Genomic DNA, 22,277 nt, shown 5'->3' on the forward strand with positions numbered 1-22,277 from the left:
GTTGTGACGGCGACAGGTCTGTTGTTTCGGCACGGAACAGATCTTGCGTTATTGACAGCAACGAGCCCGATACTGGAAGGTTTCCCCAGTGAATTCAGGGAGCAGTCGCTTGTCGAGTGTGTTCATCAGGGAAGTGGAAACCGAACTGCCTCTTCTGGGACTACGGCGACTGCCGTTCGCGCCCGATGTCGCGACGGATTCCCCGGTAACCATCCTTATTGGCCGAAACGGCAGCGGTAAGTCGAGCCTACTTCGAGACTTGGTTCTGTTCCTTCAGGCGTACTACTACGAGCGCCCTAAGGTTCAATGGCAAAAGGCGCGCCTGCAGCGGCTGATAATGGACAGTGATGGGCACCGGGATGAGATTTTCGATTCAGGAGCGCGCTCGGGCCTGCGCGGCTCAGTCGATCCTTTCCTGGGCAGAGGTGATGGGCCTCGTAAGATCATTGCACTTTCCTTTACACCATTCGATAAATTTCCCCCGGGCGATAATCATCGCATCCCTCGCGAACAGTTCCTTCCTAATATTCCAGAGGCGCAATATGTCTATCTGGGTTTCAGGGGGGGAGTGCGCATGTCGCCGCGTCATCTGCTATTGCAGTCTATCGACCAATTGGCGTTCTCTGCCTCGCGCCCTGTACAAGACCGCAGAGTGGTGGATGTGTTGGCCGCTATCGGCTATCACCCTGTCCTGAACATTGATTATCACGTGAATCGCCTGGACAAGGTGCTTGAAGCGAGGCATTTGGATCGGCCGCGCATCGAGCGCATGCTGGAGTCCATACAGCCACTACTGAGCGCTGGTCATACCCGTAGCCATGGTGTGCTTTCGTATCGATTCGACTTTGAACAGGGCGCAGCGGACAACTCGAACTTCAACCGCGTGGAGTACGCAACTATCCGCGAGCTAGTGCACGCGAACGTGCTGCAGATGGCGTCGGTGACACTGGGAAAGATCACTGGAGGTGAAGTTCGACTGCTCGAACTGTCTTCGGGTGAGTTGAACCTGTTATGCGGATTCCTGGGTCTCGCTGCGCATCTGGAAGCAGGCTGCGTGGTGTTGATTGACGAGCCAGAAAACAGCCTGCATCCGGAATGGCAGCTTCGCTACGTTCAGATGCTGGGTGCGGTGATGAGTAGCCGTCCCGGCTGCCATTATGTGGTGGCTACGCATTCCCCGATGATTGTTAGCGGGTTTGCCGGCCGAGGCTGTGCGGTGCTGCGGCTGGACGATGAGCAGGTGGTTGTTGAAGAAGCGGCGGTGGCCAATGTCTCACCGGACGCGGCACTGCTGGGTGCCTTCAATGTGCTCACCCCCGAGAATAGCTTCCTCAAGCAGCTCGTGCTGGAAGCGGTGACGCTGATCGAGCAGGGGCGGCAGAAGGGAGAGCGCGCCCAGCGGGTGGCGCGCTTTCTGCTGAAGTTTCAGGAGGATATCCCCAAAGACGATCGACTTCACAATCTGGTCGCCAGTATCTGCCTTGCGATTATTGACCAATGAAGACCAAGTTTCTGGCATGTGAGCAGAGCGAAGTGGCGGCGGTTCGCGCCGCGTGTAGTCAGAAGGATCTCAATGAATGGTTCGAATCGTCTGAGGTAAAAGCTCGCTTCAAGAAGGCTGCGATGAGGGATCAGGGTCTGAGATGTTGCTATTGCCAGAAATACCCAGATACGGATAACAGCAACTACTGGGATCTGGAGCATATTCTCTGTGAGGATCGCCATCCACAGTTCTTTGCTGTGGACGATAACCTGGCGGTCGCCTGCAAGTGCTGCAACATCGCCAAGGGAAATGACGAGGTCCTGGTTGACTCGATGCAGTCGGCGGTCCCGTTGGCAGAGCTGCCAATTTCTTCAGAAAACTACCGCATTGCCCATCCCAGGCTGGATGAATGGGATGAATGCCTTTATCACGTTAATTACCAGATCTACATTGGCAAGAATGACAAGGGTGAAGAGCTCCGGAGGATCTGCAAGCTTAACGAGCCGGCTGTCAAGCTTGCGGGTTTGGACTATGCCTCCGTTGTAGCTGCCGCGCGCGAAGATCTGTTCGCCTCCATGGGGAGTGACCTTCCCGTGGCACTCACAGACGAGCAGGTTATCGAGAAAATCCGTGCGCTGGCCACGGGGCAGGAGAACCGGCGCAGGGATGTGCTCTTCAAGAAACTGGATGGCACGCTGGCCACGCTGGCGAAGAAGGCATTGGCTCGCAAGCCGGCCGATGCGATTATCAAGGCAAGGGCGCTTGCTGCACGGAAAAAGCAAGATGAAGCACTTAAGGCGGTGCAGGCGGACTTAGCAAAGGTGCTAACGAAGGAGATAGCGACGGAGGTGTTACAGCTCGATGCCCCAGATGAGTTGGATCAAGGTGGGATTGATATACCGTTCGTCAAAACGCTGCAACTAACACACGACCCCGCTGTCGACGACCCTGCAGCGTAGAGGGGTTGGCTTCCCACTTGACGAAGGGCGGTCTCAACTTGCAAGCGCAACACGTGATCTGAAAGCTTGTAGCTCAATGTCCATCGCGTCTGCTGGCGTCTTCCAGCCCAGGGTCTGACGTGGACGGGTGTTCATCAGCCACGACACGTGATTGAGGTGTTCTTGGCTTGCCACGGACAGGTCAACGCCTTTGGGCAGGAACTGGCAAGCAGGCCGTTGATTTTTTCGTTGCTTCCACGTTGCCAAGGCGCATGGGGATCGGCGAACCAGACATCCATATCCAGCCTGTCCATCAGCTCGGCATAGCACGTCATTTCGGTGCCCCGGTCGTAGGACATGCTGGCGGGCATGGAAGCAGGGAACTTCTTCAGCTGGCGGCTAAAACCTTCGAGCGCAGCATCGGCTGTGCAGCCGTCCATCTTGCAGAGGATCACAAAGCCTGTCTTTCGCTCGACCAGTGCCCCCACGCACGAACGGTTGAATGCCCCCTTGATCAGGTCGCCCTCCCAATGTCCTGGGACCAATCGCTGCTGTACTTCCTGGGGGCGATGAGCAATGCGCAGCTCCTCCGGCACCTAGGTCCGTTTGGCAGTGCTCGTGCGACGCCGGCCACGCGTGGGCTTGCTCTGCCGCAGTGCCTCTACCAGCTCCTTCTTCAACCCGCAGCGGGGATGTGCGTAGATGCTTGCGTAGATTGTCTCGTGGCTGACGCGATGGGCAGGGTCATCGGGGTGCATGGAACACATGCTTGGCAGCAATCTGCTGGGGCGACCAGCGATACAGCACCAGGTCGTCACGAATGCTCTGGAACAACGCGCTTCCCTCGACGATCTTACGCTTGCGAACACTCTTCCTGCGGCGCTGCCGATATCGTTGAGCTGCTGGTGTAGCTCTGTACGCAGGCTCCGCTTGCCTGCCAATCTCCCGAGGCAACGTGGAGGCACTGCGACCCAAGTGCGCGGCGATTGACCGGATGCTCGCGCCTTTGCCGATCTCGATCTGCACCATGGCACGCTCTTCGGAACTCAAATGACTGTACTGCTTTCCATGCCGGCACCCTACGTGATTGCTGGGTGTTGCACTTGGAAGTTGAGTCTAAGGGGTCCCAGTCAGGCCGATATATCCACCCAAAGCTAGATCGGCTCCTTAACCGTCTTGTGACCTTTCGGCTCCGGGTCTGAATCAATCATAATCCTGAGCACGGGGCTTGAACTAGACTATTTTTCGCCAGCCTCCACTCGGTCGGCTGCCAGGATGGCCAAGCCTGAGAGTCGCTCCAGTTGGCCTGCGAACATGATGAGCGCCGCGGACGCAGCCAGCACCCCGAAAGTTCCGGCAAGAACCAGGGGCGGGATAAACTGGAACTTCCCCCAAATCGCGGCGTTCTCGCCGGCTGCTTGGAGGTTGATGACGACCGCGCCAACGGCTGCCAACACCGATCCCATTTGAGACCTCTTCGTAAGCAGCTTTGCCTTGATGTCCAGCTGCCTTCCATGCTCCCGGAGGAGAGTCGGCTCGCAGCGGGTCAGCCGGGCAATGATCGTCCTTTCAAGCACGATGTCTGCATCCACTTGTGCGGCGGCTTTGCGATACCCAGCCTTAAGCGTAAGGAGAACGTCCACAACCTGCGTCAAACTTAAGGCGAAAATGGTGGTGACAAAGGCGACCAACAAGACCATCAAGCTGTATCTGGTGATGGACTTGGTTAGGAATTCGGCAAAGCCCAGTCCTGCTACAACTAGGATGAAAAGTCCGATGACTGTGCCGACCACTACGCACCATCGCTCAATCTTTGCTGCAATCGACCGTTCTTTGCGCGGCCTCTTCAGCAGTGCCAGCAGCTCGGCCGTGTCGGGGATAGGGGCTCGCGAGGTGTCGGGCATGTCTGAAGGTCCCCCGGAATTTTAGCCAGACTAGACCGTAGTCTTCTCACCGGGTGAGATTCCTCGACAGGTCCTACGGCGGAGGTGTCTGTGGCGGACTCGAAATTTGGCCAGCAACGGCCACCGGGTTGTGAGAGGCTATCCCGCGGTTATAAAGAGCGTCCTCAACCATCCCGGCGTCGAGCCTTTAGTCTGCGGTGATCGGAGAAGGTGGGATGCCTGGGCAATGGACCGGTGGAAGTGGATCGGAGGGGCAGCCGGAGGCTATGATCGAGGAAACATCGGAAGGAAACCTATCAGTCAGGCTTCCTGCAATGGTGAGAAGGGGTTAGACCTAAGTTGATCCGATCCCACTCTCTCCGCCATCTTCATAAAACCGTGGGAAATTCTAGTGGTTCTAGAACTTCCCCGTTTTCTTACCCTACTTCATAGCGAATGGCTCAAAGGCCGCGCTCGAAAGGGCGGCCTTTTGGTATCACGCATTGAAGGGTTTGCCGCCTTTTGCACTCGACTTGTCGAGCCTTTCGTTGACTAACTTGAACAGTGCCGCGAATCGGTCGGCGCTTTCCTGTGGCAGGACTTTCTCCGGCTCGGCTGCCATCTTCTTCAAGAAGAGGCGTGCAGGGCGGGTCTTGTGGAAAGGAATTCCGAGATCAGAGAAGGCGGCTTCAAACCGTTTCACGATCCGGGGAATGCTGGTATTCAGAACGAGCTTCTTGCCCTTCAGCTCCGCAACATAGGACTCCCTCACAAGCTGCTCGAACACCCCAGGGTCGAGCATGTCCTCAATGTCCGCCTCAGCAGGCGCAGTCGGGAAAGATTCACCGACGAACAGCACATTTTGCTGGGCGATGAGCTTGTTCTTTACTAGCTCATCCTTCGTGCTCTTTGCGTCCTTCTCGCTATCGAGCAGGACCAAGACGTTCAAATCCTCGGAGCTCAGGAGGGCCACCATGTAGGAGACCTTTTGCGCCCCGCCCGCAGGTGTCATCGTGATCTCGGGATTCAGCGTTGGGAGCGCGCTATCAGCGAAGTGACTACCCACAGAACTCAGGTACCAGTAATCCGTGACTCCTTCGACCACCAAATTGTTCGGCCCAACGAACAGGCTTTGGGCGAGGTCGTAGCCGAGTGCCGCTTGAAGGGGGAAAAGAGTCCGCGCGTCGCCGGATGGGTCGTTGGACACAGTCGTACCGCTGTCCTCGGCGATGTTTACGGTTCGCACAGAATCAAGATCATTCGTCGGCACCATGAAAGGTGAGTGGGTCGAGTAGATGATCTGATTGCTGAAGTCGTCTCGAAAATGCTTAAGCAGGTCCCCCTGAGAACGTGCATGAAGATACAAGCCGGGCTCATCGAGTAGCAAGATTGCGTTGTCGGCAGAACCCCCTTGGGTATCAGCCGCAAATACGATATAGAAGGCGAAGAACCACTGGAAACCGCGACTCCGATCTTCGAGGTTTACTTCCACCTCGTAGACTGTATTTGGGTCCGACACCAGCGTCTCGAAATAGTCGCCGTCAATATTGAATCGAACTTTGAGGGCGCGATCTTTCCACAGCCGTCGAATTTCTTTCGTGACAAGCGCACCTGCGCGATTGACGAGCTGATTTCGCGTTTCAGCATCAGCCTTGCTAAGAAGTTGTTGCAACTTGGCGGGATCAAGATCAGCGACCTTGCAGAGCTTCTCAAAACACCGATCCTCATCGGTGAGCTGACCATGCTGCTTCCGATGAAGGTATTGAGAAATGTTTTGCTTGCCGGGTAGCTCAGGATATTCATCGATCAATACAAAAATCGGGAGATTCGATGAGACCCATTCCCTGCCGGCCGCCTTCTCATCTTCATCATTGATGCACGAGTCGCAGGACGAGTCCAGCGCGTCAAGAGCTTCGTCTTGCTTGGCAGTTAGCTCTGCATCCGCGCCTGCCAGCGCCTTCCGGAAGGCTTTGATAGCGGATGACAGTTCTTGCGCGAATGTAAGGCCGGTCTTCTTCGACGATGATTGAGCTTCGAAGGTGTCTGCAGCCGTTGAGAGAGTTGCCTTCGGACCTTCTTCTAGCTTGTCCGCTGCTGCTCTTGCTGCAGCTGCTATTTTCTTCACCGATTGCTTGGCTTCCGTAGCATTGAACTCAAGCGGCAGCAATCCTTCGAAGCCGATGTATCGCGTCGTGCCATAACGTCGCCCTACAGTCGTATGGGTCGCGTTCGCAGCACGAGGGAAAACCTCAGCTAGGGCATCGCGGTCATCGTCGTTCAACTCCCAGCGCGAGTCGAGAACTTGCGTGTCGTCTGTACAGTCAGACAGCTTCCTGTCCCTAGGAAAATCCTTGGTTGAATTGAGCTCCTTAATTCCTCCAGCTGGCTTGAGGCTTTCTAGTGCCTTGAGAAGATTAGATTTCCCGCTTTCATTTCGGCCCAGTAGCGCAGTGATGCGAGATACTTTGACCTCTCCGCTGTCGTTTATCGATCGGTAATTACTTACAGTAAACGACTCCAATCGCATATGGGCCCCCTAGCTACGATCCTTTTGGACTATATTGGGGGTGCCGCTCTGGCTTAACAAGCCCGGCCCTGGATCAGGGGAAGGCCCGCTGCGGCCCTTCGCCCAGCAGCCACCGCGGCGCGAGTCGCCAGCCATGCGAGGTCTGGATGCGCCCGGCCACGAGGCCGTCCAGCGATGTGGGCCGGAGGCCGTGTTCTTCGCGCATTTCGAGCTTGGTCCGGGAGACGATCCGCCAGGACGCGACGTGCTGCCAGCGGTAGGTGCGCTCGTAACGGTGGAAGCCCCGGGCGCGCTCCCGATAGGCGGCGTCCGCCCACCTGGCCTTCATCTGCGCGGATATTCGCGCGCGGTGTTCGGGATCGTCCATAGCCGGGCCATCGCTTCCCGCGTAGCGGTGGCCTGTCGCGTGGCAGCTTCCCCCTGGCGCGGTCACCCGTCGCCGTCGTTCCCGTGCGTGTCGGGGGAGCTGGTTGGTCAGGGTGCCCGGCGGCAGGAGGCGGGCGCGATACGTCATCGCCAAGACGCCCGATTCGGTCAGCGTCCGCGGCGAGTGGTGGCCGCGCTCTTCTTCATCCTGTTGGCCATGGCGTTGCGCTGAGCTGTAATGACGCACCGCTTTGTGCTCAGGTCACGCGGTTAATGTAGCGGCATAGGCTTCATCCGGGTCATCATCCTCAGCGCCTGATGCGGGGCCTGTTGGCTGCAGAAGGCGATCCAGTTACCGATCTCCGTCGGACGCTGTGGGCATGAAAGACAGGCATCACTGCCGGTGGATCCCGGGAAAGGCTGTTCCCGTGGGCGCTGGCGCTAACGACGTTCAGCCGGTTCTGCTACGTGCCGTCTTCTCGCGCCGATGGCGGCCCAGCCGAGACCACGGTCGCGCAGTCCGATATGACGGGTTTCATGCCATTACCGGCCACGTCCACCATATGAAAGCAGGCACTGAACACACGCGCCTGTGCTTCACCCTTCCTGCCCGGTGTGCCGGGCGTGCGCCCCCATATTTCCACGTGGTAGCGCTTGCCCGGCCGCAACGCGGGGGCGGACGCCGCGCCCTCGCCATAGGTGAGGCACTGGCTGGGGGGCAGCGCAGGTTCGGTTGTCCCTTCGCGCAGAAAATCGTGTTCCCACAGCGGGACGCCACCGGTGCCCACTTCCATGACTGACACGCCGGTGACAAGGGGGGCGCTGGCGCGCGTTTCATGGGTATCGGGTACGCCAAAGCAGGGCACGCCGTTACGGTCCTGTATCGTCGCCTGCTGGTAGCGGCCGGCTGGCGATGAGCCGCTGGCCATCACGGGTAGCAACAGGCCCAGCAAGGTCAGCGGCAGTCTCGTCATGGCGTCGTCCACGAAGAGGCATCCGCTACTTGCCGGCTGGCTGCGCAGATCGTAGTGCGGAAGAGGACGCCGTTGCGCAGTCCGAAACGACGGGCTTCACCGCGCCTTTGCCAGCGACGTCCTCAACATGGAAGCAGGCGTTGAAGACTCGCTTCTGCGCCTCGCCCTCCCTGCCTGGCGCGCCGGGTGTGTAGCCCGAGAGAACCACCTGGTAATACTTGCCCGCCCCCAGTGCCGGGGCGGCTGTCTTGCCTGCGCCATACGTCAAGCACTGGTCTGGAGGCATCGCAGGTTCGGGAGCCCCTTCGCGCAGGAAAATGCGCTGCCATACAGGCTGATTTCCTTTACCCACTTCCGTTACTGTCACGCCGGCGATGAGCGGGGGAGCGTCACGCGTTTCACGCGTGTCGGGCACACCAAAACAGAGTGTGCCTTCTCTCTCCTGGATCGTTGCGCGCTGATAGGTTCCTCGCGGCTGCGAGCAACTGGCCATCATCGGCAGCAGCAGACCCAGCAGGCCAAACAGGGCTGCTGGCAATCGCACGCGCATCATCGGGTCGTCCTCGGCAGGTTGTCCTTGCTGCTGCGGTCGGCAAGGAACTGGGAGAGGGCGCGTTCCAGCTGCGCGCCGATGTCAGCTGTCGCGCGGTAACGGACATTGTTCATGCGCCACTGGGAGTCACGGAAGGTGACCAGGAAGTAATCTGCCAACATATTGCCCTGTGCCTCCATGTTGTACTCATGGAACAGGCGCGTTTCGTCGAGCAGATAGTCGTAGCTCATGTTCGGCCGGGGCGCCCGCACCAGTTTGACGTTGTAGCCGAGCTGATACTGCCAGACGTGGGTCATCTCGTGGATGAAGAACTGCTGGAAATCGATGTCGTCGGCGGAGTAATCCTCCCGATAGATACCCTTCGGGAAATACATCTGCCCGTTGGGCGTCACGGCGGTGTCCTTGTCCTGGAAGCCGAAGAACATCCAGTAGCCGTGGTTATGGACTTTCACGGTGCTGTAGTCGACTGCATCGCCGAACACCAGGCGTGCCATTTCTATCTCGCCGGCGGTCATGGTGCGTTCGTGGCCAGGCGCGCTTACCGGTACCACGGAGGTGCCCATGCCCTCGGCGGTGGTCACCACACCGTCCACATCGAACACTTCTGCTTCGTCGGTGCTGGCCGGTGCAGTGCGCGCACAGCAGCCGGTCGGCTGTGTCGGCGGGCGCAGTTCGGCACGCACGATGGCCTGGCTCTGCGCGGTCGATACCCGCGCCGTCTCGCCCTGCGCATTGGTGGTGCCGGAAAGGGTCTGCCCATCGGCCAGATGCAGCGTGTACGGCACCTCGGCCAACGGTGCGCCCTGCAGGCCGAGAAAACGGATGGCCTGATCGAACGCGGTGGGCAGTGCGCGCGCCAGCTGTGCGGCCGTGCTGGCGACCGCGGCCGCCTTGCCGGCACCGCCTGCGGCCCCGCCGCCGCCACCACCCCCTCCGCCCCCCGTGACATGCACCACGGCCTGCTGGCTGGACAACACCCGGCAGCCGCAGGCCAGCGCGCTGCCGTGCAACGCCACCGGCTGGCCGTCCACCATCAAGGTGGCATCGCCTTCAACAATTGGAAAGACGCCTTTATGCAGGGTAGGGCAGGTCGCCTTGTCGCTGACCCGCGCGACGCCGATGCCGTCGATGTCGGTTTCACTTGAGGCCGTGATGACCCGTCCGCCGCTGGAGGTCGGGTCCCCCATCACAATCCAGTTCCGTCCCATGGTTCGCTTCCATTGCAGACCAGGGCTCCATGATGCGCCGGTTCAGGTCGGGTTGGCTGAATAGGCGGCGAGGCCGATGGCGGGGCCGCTGTGTGTCGCGACCCGCCGTGGTGCTGCGGGTTCTGGATCAACGCAGGCGTGCCTCGGTCAGCGACGTCGAGTGAAAGCGGTCACAAGTTGATGTTTCACTCGCGGCGCTCTGTCGCGTGCTGCGCCAAATGCCGCATCTGCCTCTTTTCCAGAGGCCGCGCAGGGCAAACGATGGCCGCGCCAAGGCACCCGCCCTGGCCGGGATTGGCGTCCCGAACTTACATGACGCGCGGCGTCGCGGTTGCGGTGAAAACTGCAATCGCGACAATGCATCACTCTGCCAGTTCATGGCGGATGGTGCGTGGGGATCACTGATCCGCCGGCTTCCTGCGGCATGTATCCGGCACGCCAACCCGCACCGTCCGCCACCTTGCCTTTGCAGGTGGCCCACCTGTGAGGTTGCCGCCATGCCTGATCTGCGCCCCGACTATCCCCGCCTGCACGCCCTGCTCGGCGATGCGCTGCGTGATCTTCCCGACGCCCTTGCTGAAAAGATGGAAGACGCCCTCAGCGATGCCGCCGCGTCCTCGCCACCGTCCGCGTACTTCACCCATCTGCTGGGCCATGGCAGGAACCTGCGCGCGGATGGCCAGCCCTGGACCGAAACCCGCCTCAGCCCGGGGCGTGCGTTCGATCTGGCCCTGGCGACCCGATGCGCATCCGGTATCACCGCGCTGACGGCAGTGCTGCAGGCATCCCACGTGGCCCGGGAAAACGACGATCCGGACTGTTATCCCTCGGCGGCGCTGGTCCATGGCATGTTCGACGCCTGCCATGCGCTGTCGCTGCAGATCGAGCGCTGCCTCGTTCCCTGAGCGCGTGTTGTCCCTCACGCCTCGTTTGCATTTCCGCCGTCCGCCATTGCTAAGGTCGCTGCGCACCCCGAACAGGAACCTGCAATGACCCGGATGTCCTCGCTCACGCTGCTCGCACTCTGCCTCGCCCCCACGCTGGCCTTCGCCCAGTCCGATCGCGAGGTGGCCGAACACATGGTCACCCGCGCCGCCAATGTCTGCCCCGGCCACAGCGCCGAGCGCACCACGCCCACGGTGAAGAAGGTCCCGGTCGGCGCGCTGCGGGTGATGCTGGATCGTGGCCTGGTGATGTGCCCGGACCGGCGCCTGGACGCCAGCGCGCCGGCCGTGTTCTACGGCCGGGTAGGTGTGTTCGGCTGGAACCCGGACGTTCCAGCGGCAGCGACCGTGGTCATCGGCCAGATCGACGCGATGACGCGCAAGGACGAGTACCCGGTGGAAACCCTGGTGTGGGATGCCCAGGGCAGGGCGCTGAGCCAGCAGACCGTGCCGGCCTTCGAGCCGCGCCCTGGCGCCGCGGTGCTGTACAAGGTCCGCTAGGGCGCCATCGGAGGCGCGGTGTCCGGCACCAGCGTGAACCGGTAGCGGTTCTCGTAAAGCTTCACTTCCAGCTGTGTCCGGCCGCGCCGTTCGAGGGTGTACAGCTTGCCGGCCCAGGGGCTGCCCAGGGCCGTGATCGGATTGATGTTGCCCAGCCGGCTGGCGTCCAGATGCACCACGACGCGGTCGTCCAGGTACGCCACCTTCACCGTGCTGAAGAACGTGGCGTACTGGCCGCTGGTCATCGCGGCATAGCCGGACAGCTCCGGGTGCGCCACCAGGAAGGCGAACTGCGTGCTGAAGTCGATACCGGAAAGATCCGGCGCGCGGTACTGCGATTGCCGGGCCGACGCAGCGTCGGTGCTGTCCAGCGCATCGGCGGAGGTGATGGGGAAGAACTGGAGGTCCATGTAACCGGGGCCATTGCCATCGACGCGGGCCTGCCCGCCTTCCACCGAGGCCGACGAGACCAGATTCGGGTAGGCCAGCGCCGGCAGCCCGCTGATGCGGAACTCGCTGTGCGCCTGCACCTCCTGCGGCGGGTTGAAGAACTCGCCGACCTTCTCGCTCTGGCACGCCGAGAGCAGGGCCAGCAGGGCCAGCGGCAACGCGCGTCCGAGCGCGGAACGGGGGTGGATCATGCGATGTGCCTCATCCTTGGGGGACGACAGTAGACCACGCTCTGCGGCAGCGGTACTGGTCCGACGCATTGCGCTGCCTGTTCAGGCATGTATTTGCGGGGCTGCGTGCACAAGCCCGACGCGTGGATATGCTAGCGTTGAGACGTTCCACCGTTGGCCTGGATGCCTGATGAACTACGCTGAATGGATTCGCGAACAGCACGCGCGCAGTGTGGCGGCCGAGCAGATCGCCGAGGCCGCGCTGGATGGGCCGGCACTGTGTGCAGGCGACAGCGAAAGCCTTGCGCCGCTGCTGCGGGGAGTGAGCCAGCTGCTGGCGGTGCCGGTGGCCGATGTGCAGATTGTCGGCTCGGCCCGCTTCGGCTTTTCGCTGCGCGATGGCGCGGCTTTCGATCCCGCGTTTTCCGATCTGGATCTGGCCATCGTCAACGCCGGGTTGTATCAACGGTGCTCGGCGCCGACGGCGGCGTCGGCCGATGCCGCCCGCTTCCCGGAGCGTGATTTCCCCGCCGACGAGCGCATCGCAGTGCGCAAGGCATTCGATGCGCTTTCACTTTCAGTGGCCGACCGCTTCGCCTACGTCTCGGTCGCGGTGTTCCCGGACCAGGCCGCGCTGGTGCGCGCACAGGCAGGGCGCATCCGTGCCTACCTGGGCGTTGCGGGCCCGGCGCCCGCTGCCCGACCGGCCGGTGCCGCGCCCGCCGGCGCCGTGGAAACCCCCTTCCAGCACATCGTGGATGCGGGCCTGCCGCAGTACCTGCTGCCCATCGCTGCCAGTACACCGGGCAATGCCTCACCCTGGCTGGCCGACCGTGCGGCCTTCGAGCGCGCGTTCGGCGGCAGCAGCCTGCGCCGGGTGCGGCTGGCGGCGCTGGGGCGCGCACTCGCCGACCTGGCGCAGGTGGTGCAGGTGCACTGCTGTCTGGTGGGCGGCAGCTTCGTGGACGTCTCCAATGCCGTGCCGAACGATCTGGACATCGTGGTGTTCTACAGTGCGCGGGCAGACGTCCGCTTCGAGCCGGGGCGTGCCCTGCAGCGGCTGACCCGCAAGTTCCTGCTTGAACACATCGACATGCGTTTCGTGCCGTGCGACGCCGAGCCGTGGCTGATGGTCAAGCTGACCTCGTACTTCACCCAGTTGTATCAATCGCGCCGGCCGGGCACCGAAGCGCGCGAACATGGCCTGGTGCTGTTGCTGCCGGGTACCGGGACGGGGCAGTGATGACCGCACGCCTGGCCACCGCGCCCACGGATATCCCCGTCGCCACCGAACGGGCGCTGATGCCGCTGCCGCCGCCGCAGCCGTCCCCGGCGCTGGCAGAGCGGCTGCAGGCGTGCAACCTCAGGCTGCCCGCACTGCTGCCCTGTGCGCAGCCCTGCGAAACGCTGTGGTCCCATCGCGGGCATCCGCGGCTGCGGGCGGCGGTGCAGCAGCTGCGCCATCCGCTGTCGGCGCACATGCAGATGCCGGCGTTCGATCTGGCCGCGCTGGCTGCGGCGGAGGCTGCCGAGGCCGACGTCTATCGGCAGTGGCACCGCGCCGTGCAGGGGCCGCTGTCGATGGCCGATGTACAGCGCTTCGTCTCGCTCAGCGCCGGCGGTGACGGCGCGCTGCGCAGCGGGCCGGTATGGATCCGCGCCCATGATGGGCGCGCGCAGCTGCCGATGGTGCCGGCCCTGCAGGGGGCCGCGCGTTGGGACGAGCTGCTGCGGCAACGGGCCGCGCCCGATCCGGCTGAGGGCCTGCGGTCTGCGGTGCAGCTGCTGGCGCTGGCCAACAATGCGCATGCCTTTGCCGACGGCAATGGCCGGCTGGGGCGCGCGCTGTTCAATTTCTGCCTGCACCGCGCCGGGCTTCCGCAGGCCTGCTTCATCCCGCTGAAGGTGCTGACGGTGCTGTCCCGTGGCGGCTACGAAGTGCGCCTGCGCGAGGCGGAACTGTACGGTCGCTGGGAAGGGCTGTACGCCTGGCACTGCACGGCAATCGAGTTGTATGCATGGCTGGGACAGCAGCCGGCCATGCCCGACCGGAACGAGGATGTCTGATGTTCAACAAGCGCTATTGGCGGGTGCAGTCTGAAGTGAGCGAATGCGGGCTGGCATGCCTGGCGATCTGCTCGTCCATGCTGGGCGCGGATCTGGAAATGAGCGAGCTGCGGCGCAAGTACCACAACTCCCAGCGCGGTGTGGACCTGAACCAGCTGATCGCGCTGGCCAGCGCGCTGGACATGCAGTGCCGGCCGGTGCGCTGCGAGCCCAGCGATCTGCAGCATCTGGGCACGCCGGCCATCCTGCACTGGAAGCTCAATCATTTCGTGGTGCTGGAGAAGGTCTCACGCGGCCGCTACCACATCATCGACCCGGCCCATGGCTCGCTGTCCTTCAGCGAAGCGGAGCTCTCCCAGGCCTTCACCGGCATCGCGGTGGAGGTCAGTTCCTCACCCAGCTTCCGGCCGCGCAAGCAGCGTTCGCCGCTCAACATCTGGTCGATGATCCGCTTCAAGGGCGGCGTCGGCACCGCGCTGTTCCATACGCTGGTCTATACGCTGCTGCTGCAGGGCTTCGTGCTGTTGTCACCGTTCTTCATGCAGCTGGCGGTGGACGAGGGTGTGCTGCGCGGCGACCGCGGCTTCCTGATGGCGCTCGCGCTGGGGTTCGGTGCGGTGGCCGTGTTCAACAGCCTGGCCGAGGCGCTGCGCGGGGTCACGCTGCAGCGGGCGTCGGCGTTGATGGGCTGGGACATGAGCCGGCGCCTGTTCCATCATCTGGTCAGCCTGCCGCTGACCTGGTTCCATCGACGCCGTCTGGCCGATGCGCTGTCGCGGATGGAGTCGATCGACCCGATCCGCCAGCTGATCGCCAACGGGCTCATCGGCGCACTGCTGGACGGTGTGCTGGCGCTGGGCATCATCGTGCTGATGTTCGTCTACTCGCCGCTGATGAGTCTGGTCGCACTGACTGCGCTGGGGCTGTACGTACTGATGCGGGTGGCCGCCATCCCGATGTCGATGAAGATGGGCATGGCCAGTCTGCAGGCGAACATCGCCGAGCGCGGTACGCGCATCGAAACGCTGCGCGCGATGCAGTCGATCAAGACCATGGGCGGCGAGTTCTCGCGCGAATCGATCTGGGCCAACAAGTACGCCGATCTGGTGCGTGCTTCGTTGAACAGCGCCAACCTGCAGATTGGCATCGGCGCGGGGCGCACCCTGCTTGATGGCCTCAGCCTGGTGGCCATCGTCTACATCGGCGCCCAGGCGGTACTGGCCAACACGCTGACAGTAGGCGCGCTGTATGCCTTTGTGGCCTACCGGCAGCAGCTGAGCAACCGGCTGACCACGCTGGTGGACCAGTGCATCGCCTGGCGCCTGACCGAGCTGCATTCGGACCGCATTGCCGATATTGCCCTCAGTCCCAGCGAAGAGGGCTTCAGCAAGGATCCTTCGGCGTCGGACAGCATGGAGGGGCACATCCAGCTGCGTTCGGTGTACTTCCAGTACTCGGCACAGGAAGCGCCGGCGCTGAAGGACATCAACCTGGCCATTGCGCCGGGCGAGTTCGTGGCCATCACCGGCCCATCCGGCTGTGGCAAGAGCACGCTGGTGAAGGTGCTGACCGGGCTGTACCCGCCCAGCGCCGGCGAGCTGCTCTATGACGGGCTGAACATCGCCAGCTGGGGCCCGCGCGTGGTCCGTCAGCGGATGGGCGTGGTGATGCAGGATGATGAGCTGCTGACCGGTTCGATCGTGGAGAACGTGACCTTCTTCGCCGAGCGCCCGGACATCGCGCTGGTCTGGCAGTGCCTGGAAATGGCGGCAGTGAAGGAGGATGTGCAGCGCATGCCGATGCAGCTGGAAACGCTGGTGGGCGACATGGGCTCGACCCTCTCCGGTGGCCAGAAGCAGCGCCTGCTGCTGGCCCGCGCGCTGTACCGCAAGCCCAGCATCCTGGTGCTGGATGAGGCCACCGCGAACCTGGACGTGGCGCGCGAGAGCCGCATCTACCAGGCGCTGGCGCAGCTGGATATCACCCGCATCCTGATCACCCACCGACCCGACACCATGCGCCTGGCCGACCGTCTGGTGCGCATCGACCAGGGCAGGGTGGTGGGCGATACCCGCAAGCCCACCGCAGCGGCGCCCACAGCAGCGCCGACCGTCAACCTCATTCCTGCCGTCGTTTCGCCGCCAGCAGCGGTTCCAGCAGCCAGTCCAGCAGCGAACGCTTCTCCAGAACCAGATCGGCTTTAATGCGTGCTACGGCCAGGAATGAAACCACGCCGACACGGGCACCCAGCCAGAATTGCCGGGCGCCCAGCGCCCGACAATCGCCATCCTTCACTGCACGGTGGGGCGCATATCCCTAGCGTGCGGCGCGATAGAAGCTGAGCAGGCACTCGTCGCGGGATCCATCGGTAGTGAAGTGCACGACAGTCCCGTTGGAACGAAGCTCGTAAGCAGATTCCCTGCTCACTCGTTCAGCGGCTGCATTGTGCGGGCTCGGCGGATACATGAACTGCTCAAGCGCGTAGTTTTCCTTCAAGGACGCAGCGGGATAGCAATGACCCTGTTCCAGCTTGGCATAGAAGAAACTGATTCCCTGCATTAGGCGCGGATGGATCCGGAATTCGGTATAGGCGATCCGGTAACCGTCGCGGGTCTCGATCGGGCTTGACCTGAAAACGACGGGGTCGGCATTGCTGCTGCCCTGCTGCTTGAATTCACCTGCGCCCATGCTTCGGAAGAAATCGAAGCCCACCGGCCAAGGGGCATCGGCAAGCTTCTGAATCACGTCTTCAAGTGAATTCTCGTTGCTGTCCTTCCCTCGGGCGCCGTCTTCAGCGCAGGCCTGGAATGCGAGTGACAGGGTCAACGCCAACAGCGGCAGCAGGAAAGGCTTCCGGGAGAGATTGAGGTTCATCGTTCCTGTTCCTGGAAATGGCCGCCAAGTCGCCACATGGAAGCCACCTCATCGCCAGCTCCGCGCGGAGCGTGGGCATTGCGGTTCCGCGGCGGCGCCGACCGTCAACCTCATTCCTGCCGTCGTTTCGCCGCCAGCAGCGGTTCCAGCAGCCAGTCCAGCAGCGAACGTTTCTCCAGAACCAGATCGGCTTTGAGGCGCATGCCCGGGGTCAGTGCCAGCGCCTTGCCATAGGCCTGCATCTGCTGGTCGTCCAGCGCGGCCAGCAGGCGGTACTGACTTTCCACGGCCTGCAGGTCGGCGGGCAGTTCCTCCGGTGACGTCGGTGAGCGCGCGATCTTGACGATCCGGGCGCGGCCGACGCCGAACTTCTGGTAGGGGAAGGCGTCGTACATCAGCCGCACGTCGGTGCCGACATTGACGAAGGCGATGGCCGAGGAGGGCACCCACAGCTCGGCGAACAGCTGCGAGCCTTCCGGCATCATCACCCCGAGCGTGCGCCCGGCGGTGACCGTGGCGCCCGGTTTGGCCTGCAGCCAGGTGACCTGCCCGGCGGACTGCGCCACCAGATTGAACTGCGTGCCCAGCTTGTAGTTGATCGCCTTCTCGCGTGCGCCCAGCAGTTCGGACAGCGCGGTGGCGCGGTTGGCGTCACGCTCGGCCTTGAGGCGGCCCAGCTCGTGCCGCATCTGCTCGTGCTCCTGTTCCAGCTGGGCAATGCGCGTCTGCACTTCGGCCACCGATTGGCGCACGTTCAGTACCCGCACCTCCGCGTCGCGGTACTGCAGTTCGGATACCAGCTTGTCCGCGCGCAGGCGGCCCAGGTCGTGCACGGTCTTCTCGGCGATGGCCTGCTGTTGCTGGTACAGCGTGACGTTGTCACGCAGTACCGAAAGCTGGCGGGTGGTGCCCAGCATGCGCTCGCGGATGCCGGCCTCCTGGCTTTCCAGGGATGCTTCGGTGGCGCGTTCGCGATCGACCGAAGCCTGGGTGAGGCGCTCGGCCATGCCGGACAGGGTGGCGCCGGTGCTTTCGCCGGTGTCGATCACCGAATCCACCGAGACGCTGACGATGGGGTCGCCCTGGCGGACCTTCGCGCCTTCCTCCACATGCACGTTGCTGACGATGCCCGAGCGCTGGCTGATGATCGGCAACAGGCCGCGCGAGGGGACCAGCGCACCGGATACGGTTTCCTTGCGCGGGAACGAGGTGGTCACCAGGAACAGTACCGCCAGGCCCAGCAGCGCAACCACGAAGCCGGTGGCCAGCCACATGCCGACACCCGGTGCCTGCACCGGGGAGCCGAAGCGCTGCGTGGCGGCCTCGATCGCTTCGTTGCGGAACAGCGGAATCACATCCGCCGTCTCATCCTTTCTGGCTGGTTCCATGTGGCCTGCGGTGCCGCGTCGTTGCGGAGAGTGGGATGGGTAGTGACATCATCGCGCGGTTCGGGGCGCAAGGCAGCCATGGCCACCGGCCACGTCCACGTAGTAGTCGTAATCGTCGCGCAGGCCGAAACCCACCCGCCAGGAGATCGGGAACACGTTGGCCGGTTGGTCGGAGACCTGGGTCTGCAGGGTGACCGTGCGGCCATTGAACGTGACCGGTGCGGTGGCTTCGGCATAGCGGACCGGTTGCAGGCCGTGCATCGTCCAGCGGCGTCGCTGCACCAGGCTGGCCTGTGGGTAGGTGGACAGGTTCACGCCGGAGGCTTCCAGTGCGACATCGGTGCCGGTGTCGAGCAGGACGAGCTCGTCGCGCTTGCCGATGCGCATCGGCAGGCGCAGCGAGTACTGGCCGCCCCACAGTGCAGAGGTGGTTGCCAGGGGTTGCCGGCAGGTATCGGCCGGCAGTGTCTTCAACAGCTCCAGCTCGGTGGGCCGCAGCACCAGCGGACCCAGCCGGTACAGCAGGTCCAGGCCGATGATGTTGAACTCGATCTGGTCGGTGACCGTGAAGGCGACGTTGCTGAAGTGCAGATCGCCCAGCTGCACATCGACCGGAGCGGCCAGGCCGATCGCCACGGTCTGCCCGGGCCGCGAATTGTCGGTGGCGAAGTCGTCGGTCACCGCCAGGCCCATCGCCTGTGCGGCCTTGCGGCTGATATGCGAACGGGTGGCGCCGGTGTCGATGATGAAATCGGAGTCGATGTCGCGCTGCTTTCCATCCTGGCCGCCCCGGATCTTGCCGCGGATGACAGGGACACCGGCCTTGGCCGACAGCGGCAGGCGGGTTCCGGCAGGCGGCGGTGCGGCCAGCGTGGCCGATCGCGGCCATTGGCTGAAGGACTCGAACGCGGGGGCGGTGATGCCGCTTACTTCCTCGCCTGCACGCAGCGACGGCGCGACATGCTGTTGATAGAGCGCGCGGACCTTCTGCATGTCGGCGGCCCAGCCGGCGATGTCGCCTTCCAGCAGACGGTTGCCGGCACGCAGGCTCCGGCACAGGTACATGACCCCCTGGCTCTTTTCGGCCACCACGGCAGCGTCGGCGATACAGGTGTCGGCCCAGCGATTGGACTGGGCGATTTCGCCACGCGTGCGGTGGTAGCCGGCACGTGCGGCCAGCCGTGCCGTGGTATTGGATTTGCCGATCCGCTCCAGGGCTGCTCTGTTGCCCTGCATCACCGCTACGGTGATGCCATGGCTGTCTTCAGCGACCACATCGCGGGCCCCGGCGGGGGCGGCCACGCCCAGTGCGATCACTGCGGACATCAGGAATTTCATTGCCTCAGCTCCTCTGTGACACGTATCGGCCGCCCGGTCTCCCGGGCGGCCGATGTTCCGGTGCAGCGTCAGAACCCGCTGATGACCAGGTTGAACTGGCCGGTGAACGAGTTGGTGTTCGGATCGAACGTCAGGCCGATGTTGAACGACACACCGTTACCGAAGTCCTGGTTGAAGCTGGCGTTGTAGTTGCTCACATTGAAGTGATCGGTGGTCAGGCCCAGGGTGTAGGTCTGACCTGCATACTGGAAGCTGCCGTTACCGGCCAGGCCCCAGTTGCCATTGGTCAGATTCAGGTTCTCGGTCAGGTTGAAGGTCAGGTTGTAGTCCTGCAAGACCCATGTCTGGGTCGCGCTGGCTACACCGTTGCCATCAATGCTGGCGTTGGAACTGAAGGTGGTCTCGCCACCGCCGTCGCCACCACCACCGCCGCCACCACCACCGCCACCGCCGCCATCGCCCGGATCCCACGGATCGGTCCAGTCCGGCGGATCCGGGTTGGGACCCCAGTCGTCCGGCGGGGTCACATCGACCGGCGGCAGATCGGTGGTGTCCACCTGTGCGCCACCGGAGACCAGTGCACGTTCTTCGGGGGAGAGATCACGAATTCCACTTGCAGACATCTCACAACTCCTTGTTTGTCCGATGCTGAGTACGGATGCGTCGTTGCCGCCTTCATGCGGCGCTCCGACATGTATCACACGAAGTGGGCGGTGCTCTGTCAGAAAAATCTGATTCGGACGGAAGGGTGATATACGACAAAAATGAACGCGCCTTGCGCTTGCTTCGTTGGGCGGCCGCTTGCCATGACACGCTAGCCCCCACCGCAGGCGCTCAGGCAGCGGTCGCGTATTTCCCCGCACTTGATGTCCGGAAGGCGATTCCGGCAGAAATCCACGCTCGCCTGGCATGATCTACGAAGATCCCTGTCCTGGATTTCGTCACAGTTGCCACCCCATTGGGATGCCGAGCCCAGGCACCCGCTACTGCTTCCGGCGGAATGACAGCTGGCATATTGGTCCTGACACTGGTCCATGCATTGGCGTGCAGCCGTGGTTTCACGAGCGCCCTGCGCCAGATAGGGGTCGCCATGGCTGCTGCAGGATGCCATCGCAACGACAGCCACGAATACGAGTAGTTTGCTCTGCACTGCAGCAGACCCTTTCAATTGATCGTATCAGTCTCTTCATCATCAGCCGGCTGATTCCATTCTGGCCTGAGTGGCTGTGCTGATGCGGAGATTCAATCAGGATGCGATATCAATGTGCCGACTGGGTAGCCCCCAAAGACATCAGGCAGGCCTTGTTTGTGATGAAATCCAGATAGATGGAGACCTTGCGCAGGCTGCCGCCGCCCAGCACATAGCGCGTCTTGCTTGGATGGTTTCCAGTGGATGTGCTCATCTGCAATTCTGCAGAGCCGTCCAAGGTCTGCACAACGGCCTCGCGCGCGACCGATGCTCTTCGCTGCTGTCCTTGTACGCCTTGAACAACACTGTGTTGAACTGGACCTGCTGGCAGAGCCACACCGATTGGCAGGGCTTCCATCAACTCGCCACTGTTACCAGTATCCAGCATTGCTTCCTGGCGCTTGCCGTCAACAGTAATGAACAACCTTGGGACGGTCTGCGTGCCGCTCAGGTCTGCCGCCGAGAACATCGGGGCGTCGCAGGCCGGAGCGGAAGATCCCTCCGCGAGCACCTGCAGGCCATCCTTGCCGATCAGGACTCGGCCGAGACGAGATAGAACATCGAGGCCAAGAAGGTTCGCAGGAATGCGTTCGCTGACGGATACCAATGGTTGCGAGATGATCAAGGGACCAAACTGGAGGGTCTGCGGCTGGGCCATCCTGCTGCGCTGTTGTGAGTCGCCCAGCACGCCGGACAGCGTGAATCCCTCCATAAGCGGGGGCGCAGTTATCGCCGCGGGATGCACTATGGTCAGTGCCGAGCCGGTGTCGACCAGAACCTCAACAGTCTTTCCGTCAATCTGCAGTTGCGCCATGTTGGGATAAGCGACACGGCCGCCGTCGTGATCCTGGCTGGACGCTACCGTAACCGTTCCTGTGTGCAGGGCGATGCGTCCTTGGCCAGATGAATCGACTTCGGGAGCGGGCCGACCGGCCATCGCGGCGTAGTCTGGAATGCGGGTGAATACATCGACGTTTCCCAATGTTTTGCCCCGCTTCTCCGCAGCGGCCCGAACGCGCTCCCGCGCCTGCATCGACAGGCGTGCCCATGCAGGCAGGTCACCCGCTACCACCTCGACGCCAGCTCGCAGTGCTCCGCAGACAGTCAGCCCGGCCAAATGCGTAGTCTGCTGCGCCATCTGGATACATTCATCTGACGCTTCGCGGGCTCCAGGAACGTCCAGCAGAACGCGGCGTTCGGCGGCCCTGGCCATCTTCTTTACGACGGTATTGGTTGCATTGACCTGCAGCTGCCGTAGTGCAGCGACATCACCTTGAGCCAGCGCTTGGCTGACCGGCGTGGGGTCGTTGAATATCTGCGTGACGCTGGTTGTCTCAGCGGCACCAGCACAGGATGAAACGAGCAGCAATGCAAGTAAAAGGGGACGCATGGGACTCCAGATGGATGCCGCGTCCGCGAACGCG

19 protein-coding genes and 1 pseudogene are annotated in these 22,277 nt (G+C 62.6%); 7 read left to right on the forward strand and 13 right to left on the reverse strand.

Annotated features, from left to right (window positions below):
- The first annotated feature begins 118 nt into the window (after positions 1-118).
- Both IMX13_RS15385 and IMX13_RS15390 read left to right on the forward strand, forming a co-directional pair.
- Positions 119-1,501, forward strand: coding sequence for an ATP-binding protein (locus IMX13_RS15385; RefSeq protein WP_319637195.1), 1,383 nt, complete (start codon positions 119-121; stop codon positions 1,499-1,501).
- Complete coding sequence (locus IMX13_RS15390; protein ID WP_193396674.1) at positions 1,498-2,442, forward strand: hypothetical protein; 945 nt, start codon at positions 1,498-1,500, stop codon at positions 2,440-2,442. The genes IMX13_RS15385 and IMX13_RS15390 overlap by 4 nt, the downstream gene beginning before the upstream one ends.
- A gap of 33 nt (positions 2,443-2,475) precedes the next feature.
- Here IMX13_RS15390 and IMX13_RS15395 read toward each other — a convergent pair.
- From IMX13_RS15395 to IMX13_RS15425, 7 genes and pseudogenes are all read right to left on the reverse strand, one after another.
- A pseudogene (locus tag IMX13_RS15395) lies at positions 2,476-3,471 on the reverse strand (IS30 family transposase).
- A gap of 188 nt (positions 3,472-3,659) precedes the next feature.
- Positions 3,660-4,325 (reverse strand): hypothetical protein, encoded by a 666-nt coding sequence (locus tag IMX13_RS15400; RefSeq protein WP_193396675.1) that lies wholly within the window; start codon positions 4,323-4,325, stop codon positions 3,660-3,662.
- A gap of 475 nt (positions 4,326-4,800) precedes the next feature.
- Entirely contained in the window at positions 4,801-6,585 is a 1,785-nt protein-coding gene (locus IMX13_RS15405; RefSeq protein ID WP_343238051.1) for an AAA family ATPase, read from the reverse strand.
- 319 nt (positions 6,586-6,904) lie between these two features.
- Positions 6,905-7,198: a hypothetical protein gene (locus tag IMX13_RS15410; protein ID WP_193396677.1), complete on the reverse strand. Its 294-nt coding sequence runs from the start codon at positions 7,196-7,198 to the stop codon at positions 6,905-6,907.
- A gap of 463 nt (positions 7,199-7,661) precedes the next feature.
- On the reverse strand, positions 7,662-8,171 hold the full coding sequence (locus IMX13_RS15415) for a hypothetical protein (RefSeq protein ID WP_193396678.1): 510 nt from the start codon (positions 8,169-8,171) through the stop codon (positions 7,662-7,664).
- 25 nt (positions 8,172-8,196) lie between these two features.
- Positions 8,197-8,724 carry a hypothetical protein gene (locus IMX13_RS15420; protein ID WP_193396679.1) on the reverse strand — a complete coding sequence of 176 codons (528 nt, stop codon included), beginning with the start codon at positions 8,722-8,724 and terminating at the stop codon, positions 8,197-8,199.
- A complete protein-coding gene (locus IMX13_RS15425; protein WP_227255468.1) occupies positions 8,721-9,911 on the reverse strand; it encodes a PAAR domain-containing protein in 1,191 nt (396 codons plus the stop codon). The genes IMX13_RS15420 and IMX13_RS15425 overlap by 4 nt, the downstream gene beginning before the upstream one ends.
- Before the next feature lie 518 nt (positions 9,912-10,429).
- On the opposite strand from IMX13_RS15425, the gene IMX13_RS15430 reads away from it, so the two are divergent.
- The gene (locus IMX13_RS15430) at positions 10,430-10,837 is read left to right on the forward strand and encodes a hypothetical protein (RefSeq protein WP_193396681.1); all 408 of its coding nucleotides are present in this window, start codon (positions 10,430-10,432) and stop codon (positions 10,835-10,837) included.
- A 108-nt stretch (positions 10,838-10,945) separates the two neighbouring features.
- Entirely contained in the window at positions 10,946-11,377 is a 432-nt protein-coding gene (locus IMX13_RS15435) for a hypothetical protein (protein WP_193396701.1), read from the forward strand.
- Here IMX13_RS15435 and IMX13_RS15440 read toward each other — a convergent pair.
- Entirely contained in the window at positions 11,374-12,018 is a 645-nt protein-coding gene (locus tag IMX13_RS15440; RefSeq protein ID WP_193396682.1) for a hypothetical protein, read from the reverse strand. The genes IMX13_RS15435 and IMX13_RS15440 overlap by 4 nt on opposite strands.
- Before the next feature lie 169 nt (positions 12,019-12,187).
- Here IMX13_RS15440 and IMX13_RS15445 point away from each other — a divergent pair, with 169 nt between their 5' ends.
- The 3 genes from IMX13_RS15445 to IMX13_RS15455 are packed head-to-tail and all read left to right on the forward strand — an operon-like array spanning position 12,188 to position 16,268.
- Entirely contained in the window at positions 12,188-13,240 is a 1,053-nt protein-coding gene (locus IMX13_RS15445) for a hypothetical protein (protein WP_111187024.1), read from the forward strand.
- Positions 13,240-14,064, forward strand: a complete 825-nt coding sequence (locus IMX13_RS15450; RefSeq protein ID WP_193396683.1) for a Fic family protein — start codon at positions 13,240-13,242, stop codon at positions 14,062-14,064. Before IMX13_RS15445 ends, IMX13_RS15450 begins: the two co-directional genes overlap by 1 nt.
- Positions 14,064-16,268, forward strand: coding sequence for a peptidase domain-containing ABC transporter (locus tag IMX13_RS15455; RefSeq protein WP_164184964.1), 2,205 nt, complete (start codon positions 14,064-14,066; stop codon positions 16,266-16,268). The genes IMX13_RS15450 and IMX13_RS15455 overlap by 1 nt, the downstream gene beginning before the upstream one ends.
- A 112-nt stretch (positions 16,269-16,380) precedes the next feature.
- Here the strand turns inward: IMX13_RS15455 and IMX13_RS15460 are convergent, their stop codons facing one another.
- The 5 genes from IMX13_RS15460 to IMX13_RS15480 all read right to left on the reverse strand — a co-directional run bounded on the left by IMX13_RS15460 (position 16,381) and on the right by IMX13_RS15480 (position 22,243).
- Positions 16,381-16,938 carry a hypothetical protein gene (locus tag IMX13_RS15460; RefSeq protein WP_053517850.1) on the reverse strand — a complete coding sequence of 186 codons (558 nt, stop codon included), beginning with the start codon at positions 16,936-16,938 and terminating at the stop codon, positions 16,381-16,383.
- Positions 16,939-17,048: 110 nt separating this feature from the next.
- The gene (locus IMX13_RS15465; protein ID WP_080375280.1) at positions 17,049-18,326 is read right to left on the reverse strand and encodes an HlyD family efflux transporter periplasmic adaptor subunit; all 1,278 of its coding nucleotides are present in this window, start codon (positions 18,324-18,326) and stop codon (positions 17,049-17,051) included.
- Positions 18,327-18,374: 48 nt separating this feature from the next.
- Positions 18,375-19,664 carry a retropepsin-like aspartic protease gene (locus tag IMX13_RS15470; protein WP_193396684.1) on the reverse strand — a complete coding sequence of 430 codons (1,290 nt, stop codon included), beginning with the start codon at positions 19,662-19,664 and terminating at the stop codon, positions 18,375-18,377.
- 68 nt (positions 19,665-19,732) lie between these two features.
- The gene (locus IMX13_RS15475) at positions 19,733-20,287 is read right to left on the reverse strand and encodes a hypothetical protein (protein WP_164972387.1); all 555 of its coding nucleotides are present in this window, start codon (positions 20,285-20,287) and stop codon (positions 19,733-19,735) included.
- A 636-nt stretch (positions 20,288-20,923) separates the two neighbouring features.
- Positions 20,924-22,243 (reverse strand): retropepsin-like aspartic protease, encoded by a 1,320-nt coding sequence (locus IMX13_RS15480; protein WP_193396685.1) that lies wholly within the window; start codon positions 22,241-22,243, stop codon positions 20,924-20,926.
- Positions 22,244-22,277 lie beyond the last annotated feature (34 nt).

The sequence above is a fragment of the Stenotrophomonas sp. B2 genome (assembly GCF_014947095.1).
Classification (GTDB): domain Bacteria; phylum Pseudomonadota; class Gammaproteobacteria; order Xanthomonadales; family Xanthomonadaceae; genus Stenotrophomonas; species Stenotrophomonas maltophilia_P.

Coding starts and splice junctions, on each gene's coding strand:
- IMX13_RS15430 (WP_193396681.1), top strand. CDS start 10,430: ATGCCTGATCTGCGCCCCGACTATCCCCGCCTGCACGCCCTGCTCGGC.
- IMX13_RS15445 (WP_111187024.1), top strand. CDS start 12,188: ATGAACTACGCTGAATGGATTCGCGAACAGCACGCGCGCAGTGTGGCG.
- IMX13_RS15455 (WP_164184964.1), top strand. CDS start 14,064: ATGTTCAACAAGCGCTATTGGCGGGTGCAGTCTGAAGTGAGCGAATGC.
- IMX13_RS15400 (WP_193396675.1), bottom strand. CDS start 4,325: ATGCCCGACACCTCGCGAGCCCCTATCCCCGACACGGCCGAGCTGCTG.
- IMX13_RS15440 (WP_193396682.1), bottom strand. CDS start 12,018: ATGATCCACCCCCGTTCCGCGCTCGGACGCGCGTTGCCGCTGGCCCTG.
- IMX13_RS15410 (WP_193396677.1), bottom strand. CDS start 7,198: ATGGACGATCCCGAACACCGCGCGCGAATATCCGCGCAGATGAAGGCC.
- IMX13_RS15460 (WP_053517850.1), bottom strand. CDS start 16,938: ATGAACCTCAATCTCTCCCGGAAGCCTTTCCTGCTGCCGCTGTTGGCG.
- IMX13_RS15475 (WP_164972387.1), bottom strand. CDS start 20,287: ATGTCTGCAAGTGGAATTCGTGATCTCTCCCCCGAAGAACGTGCACTG.
- IMX13_RS15390 (WP_193396674.1), top strand. CDS start 1,498: ATGAAGACCAAGTTTCTGGCATGTGAGCAGAGCGAAGTGGCGGCGGTT.
- IMX13_RS15470 (WP_193396684.1), bottom strand. CDS start 19,664: ATGAAATTCCTGATGTCCGCAGTGATCGCACTGGGCGTGGCCGCCCCC.
- IMX13_RS15420 (WP_193396679.1), bottom strand. CDS start 8,724: ATGATGCGCGTGCGATTGCCAGCAGCCCTGTTTGGCCTGCTGGGTCTG.
- IMX13_RS15450 (WP_193396683.1), top strand. CDS start 13,240: ATGACCGCACGCCTGGCCACCGCGCCCACGGATATCCCCGTCGCCACC.
- IMX13_RS15425 (WP_227255468.1), bottom strand. CDS start 9,911: ATGGGGGACCCGACCTCCAGCGGCGGACGGGTCATCACGGCCTCAAGT.
- IMX13_RS15415 (WP_193396678.1), bottom strand. CDS start 8,171: ATGACGAGACTGCCGCTGACCTTGCTGGGCCTGTTGCTACCCGTGATG.
- IMX13_RS15465 (WP_080375280.1), bottom strand. CDS start 18,326: ATGGAACCAGCCAGAAAGGATGAGACGGCGGATGTGATTCCGCTGTTC.
- IMX13_RS15480 (WP_193396685.1), bottom strand. CDS start 22,243: ATGCGTCCCCTTTTACTTGCATTGCTGCTCGTTTCATCCTGTGCTGGT.